The organism is Okeania sp. SIO2B9 (assembly GCF_010672505.1).
In the GTDB taxonomy this organism is placed as follows: domain Bacteria; phylum Cyanobacteriota; class Cyanobacteriia; order Cyanobacteriales; family Microcoleaceae; genus Okeania; species Okeania hirsuta.
The window spans coordinates 1-4,394 of sequence record NZ_JAAHGK010000619.1; the positions used below are offsets into that span (position 1 = coordinate 1).

A 4,394-nucleotide genomic window follows, 5' to 3' on the forward strand; every position below is an offset into this window, starting at 1 on the left:
TGCGTCCAACCTTCCGGGGGAGTAGTTGTAAAGTCTGTACCATCTCCACCTCCTTCTGTGGGACTAACAAACGGTTCTAAAGTTAATCCTTCAAAATCTTCGGTAAACAGAGTGATGGTGTTTGCAGTGTCACGAAATGCACCCTCATCAACCTGTACGAAGTAATCAGTATTTGCTGTCAGGTTGTTATTAGGGTTGATAGTAACAGTGTCTCCCTCAACTATGACTTGAGAAGAAGTAACATCAATTGTTTCGACGATAGTATCATCAGCAGCGATCGCAATTTCACCAGCCCCTACCTGCACGTCCTCATTAAACTCTATTACAAAGTTAGTATCAACCGCCACATTTGCATCTAGGATCATACCCACTTGATCGTCAGCCGTTATCAGAGAGTCGTTATACTCATCGGAGAAGCCAAACGAATGACCTACTCCATCAACTTCATCAAGTTGTACAAAGGTAAAATCAGGTGCTTCTGCGAGCACTAAATCAGCAACAGTTGCTGCTGCCACATCATCAGGAAGCCCGTTTTGTTCAAAGTCAACTATGCCAGGAATACCCGGAATAAATCCCATTTCCGGGGCAAAATGTCCAGTATTAATCGGAGACCAGTTAACGATTGATGCGATGGTTGCATCGGGAATGTTATTATCAACGTATTCAAAAATACTGTCAATTTCGGCGTTGACTGGCTGGCTATTGTTACTCGGAATTCCATGTTTATCTGCCCAAACTCCTGTTAAAATAGTAGACCAACCAGGGCCACTAGAGGTAGCCTGTTCAGAAGCTGTGCCAACAATGCCTCCGATGAAGGATTCAATAATATCAAGATTGTTAATATTAGGTGCTTCTCCCTGTAAATCCAACAAAAGATATTCCTCTAATTGAGCACCATCAATTCCAATCAATATTGCTTTAGAATCAGCCATTGTTCCTCGTTGTTTTTATATTTTTAGGACTTACGCAGTACAACGTATTTCCGTCCCTATCGACCGACAGGGAAGCAATCTCAAATCCTAGTTTTTCCTACCTCATGGGTAAGTCCTGATTTTCTGGAAAGAGTTTAAATTCTCTCAATTATTTTGGAGAGTTGAAAAAAAGATCTGATAAAAATTTTTCTCAAATATTTATCCTAAATAAATTTAGGGTAAGTTATATCATGTCCGGTAGCATCGGTCTTGTATAGCAAAGGTAAGGAAGAAGGAAGAAGGAAGAAGAAAGAGGGAAGAGGGAAGAAGGCTACCCTCGCAAGAAAAAACCATCATTTCCTGTAGATATTCACCCTTGGGTTTACACAAACGATATAAACGGACATGATATTAATGAGTAAAAATTTAGGATATATTGCCTAAATTTTTACTCATTGAATTTGAAAGGAATATTAACTAGGACTTATGCAGTACAAAGTATTTTCGTCCCTATCGACCGACAGTGAAGCCATCTCAAATCTTAGTTTTTCGTACCTCATGCGTAAGTCCTGATTAATTTTATTCCCAAAAATACTGATCCTTGAGAATTGATTGTAGAACCAGTATTTGAAAGTTATACAGACATAAAGTCACTCTCAGTTAAAGTGGTAGTATCAATACCATTGAGTACGGCGAGTGTCTCTTCATCTGAGATAATACTATTTCCAGTAAAGCTCAAGTCTGCAAACATTAGACCATCAGCTAAACCGATGAAGTCAGTTCCAACTTCAAAGTCAACAATAGTATCAGTTCCTTCACCAACAGCTAAGATAAATGTATCAGAACCTTGACCACCAGAGAAGTCATCTCCAGTGAGAACGTCGTTACCTAAACCACCTCGGAGGAGGTCATCGCCATCATCACCCCAGATGCTGTCATTACCTTCATCACCGTAAAGCTGATCATCACCACCTTTACCACCGATGCGGTCATCGCCTGTACCACCGTTGATAGTGTCATCTCCAGCTACAGAACTACCAGAAGAACGACTATTTTGATCGCCCCGGAGAATATCATCACCCCCACGACCATCAATTTGATCGTCACCCTGTAAACCAGCAATAGTATCATCGCCTTGACGACCTACTAACATATCGTCGCCATCAGTTCCCACAAGATTTAACGGCTCTTGATTTTCCAGTTCAGACTGGATAAAATTAGAAAGTCCAGCCAAATCGTCAGTATTGATTAAATCAATCTCTGCTTCAAATAGAGGACCCCAAACACTAGGAGCATCTTGAGGCAAATTCCAGAAACGGAATATTTTATCTTCTCCCTGAACTTCAGAGACAATGCGATTTAATTCCGTTTCAGTGTCTTCAGGAATAGTACCAGTGCCATCCCAAGCTAAATCTCCGCTGAAGAAATTATTCCAGTTATCGCTAATTAGAGGCATAAAACCTGGATCGGCATCAGTGCCAATGTCACTTTTACGTCCATCATAGCCAGCGTAACGTACCTCTTGGCTTTCCATAAATTCCCGAGGGCGATCGCCTGAGATAATAGGAGTTACCGCACCAGGAGTAACAGTGTAGTTACCCATCTCATCTTGAGTATAGGTAGTAAATAATCCAGGAGATTCTTCTTGATATTCTGTTAAAACTTCATGGAGTCTTTGGTAGGTAGACAGTCCCTCACTCTTAATATCAATCAGGAGTGTTAGAGGTGTACCATCTGCATAAACACCACCATTATCGAACTCTTCTTTCAAATCTTGTAGAGGATCGAGGTAGAGTTCTTCTATAGTTGGGAGAGTTGTTGGGTTTAGTACAGGATCGTGAGCAACTCGTAGATTTCCGTCATCGCCAGGATAGAGCCAAATATCTGATTCTACACTAATAAACCCATAGCTGAGGGCATCAAAGAGAGGAAAATCATGTTCATAATCATTGTGAGCATGAGTAAATGGTACTGCTTCACTTCTTGGTTCGGGGATCTCTTGAAGAAAAGCTAACTGTCCTCCTTGTACCAAATTTTCTTCTGCTATAACTCCATCCCTGAGACTGTGCGCTTGAACATCAAACAGAAATAACTCACCAGGTTCTTGATCGAACAAACTTGAAACATCTAAAATTCCAGAAGATTCCCAATCACCTATATCATCAGGGTCTCCATCAGTTTGAGGAATAGGCTCTCCTGGTACTGCTGAACGATCCATTTGAGCAACACGGATCAGTTCTCCAGTTGTTGGATCTAACTTCCAGATAGATGCTTCCTCTCCAGATGTATCTCCAAATTCTCCAATAGATCGGTCTTCATTGATGTAAATGTAACCATCATCTGCCCAATCTAAGTTATCTGGACTACGCAGTCCAAAATCAGGATGTGCAAACTGTCCATCTCCTGCATCATCTCCATCATAGAGAATTTTTAGGTCAGCAGTGATGTCTGAATCACCAAATTCTAAGTTAACACTATAAGTTATTCCCCAAACATCATCAGGAAAACGACCGCTCCGACCGGTAGAAGCTAGCACCGCTTCCGTACCATCAGCAGGGTTTGTCGCTACATCTTCAGGACGAGAAAATTGGAAAGCACCCGCTTCTTCCGCAAGTAAATCTTGTTGAGTTTGGGTAGCAAATCCCATTTCATCATAACCTAGTTCATCTTGAATACTGCCATCCCCATCTGTATCTTCTACACTTCCTGCTTCTTCTGGGCGATAATAATCAATTTCGACAAATGTTCCTGACTCACTGTTTCCTGTTCCGTTAAACCCTGCTGGATCGGGATTGCTATCTGGATCATTTTCTCCTTCAGTATCACCTAATTCTGCATCAGGAACCCAAACATAGAGACTACCATCAGCTAAACCGTTACGTTCTAGAAAACCTGCTCCTTCAGTTGTATCTTTTTCTCCTACATAAAGAAGTAGAGGAGCTGCTTCACGGTCATCTCCCACTAATATACCTACTTCGTCAGTATCTCCAGTATCTACCTGAGTTATATTTTCCCAACCAGCTCTTCCTAACCAAGGAACAGCATGAAGGGTGTTATTTTCAATATCTAATGCAAATTCAGTTCCACCAAAAGTTTCTTCTCCTGTGAAATAAATGTTATCAACGATACCCGAACCACTTGCAAACTGGTTACCTTCAACGTAGATAGAAGAACAGAAACGATTTAATCCTCCAAATTCTATGTCAGATATGTCATCTACTACTTCACCATTGCGATTGATAATAGTGTCATAAGCAAGACCTGCATCAACTACTTCTAGGGTCTCCTTATCTATATCAAAATAGCTGATCCTGGCTCCTGTGAGTTCAGTGCCATTTGCCAAAGCATAGGCATAACCAACACCGCTTCTTAACTCGTGGTTAACCAAAACTCGAACTGTATCTTCCTCAAGTTCAAAAGCTCCAATACCATCAAGAATTCCCGGAGGAGTATAATTTCCTGAAGTTCCAGGAATAGTTTCAC

General features: G+C 41.1%; 2 protein-coding genes. Both read right to left on the bottom strand.

What is annotated here, in order from left to right; translation table 11 throughout:
- On the bottom strand, positions 1-932 hold a 932-nt coding region (locus F6K13_RS20215), incomplete at its 3' end, for an alkaline phosphatase family protein (protein ID WP_287288174.1).
- A 613-nt stretch (positions 933-1,545) separates the two neighbouring features.
- Positions 1,546-4,386, bottom strand: a complete 2,841-nt coding sequence (locus F6K13_RS20220) for a hypothetical protein (protein WP_353735689.1) — start codon at positions 4,384-4,386, stop codon at positions 1,546-1,548.
- Between the last annotated feature and the right edge of the window lie 8 nt (positions 4,387-4,394).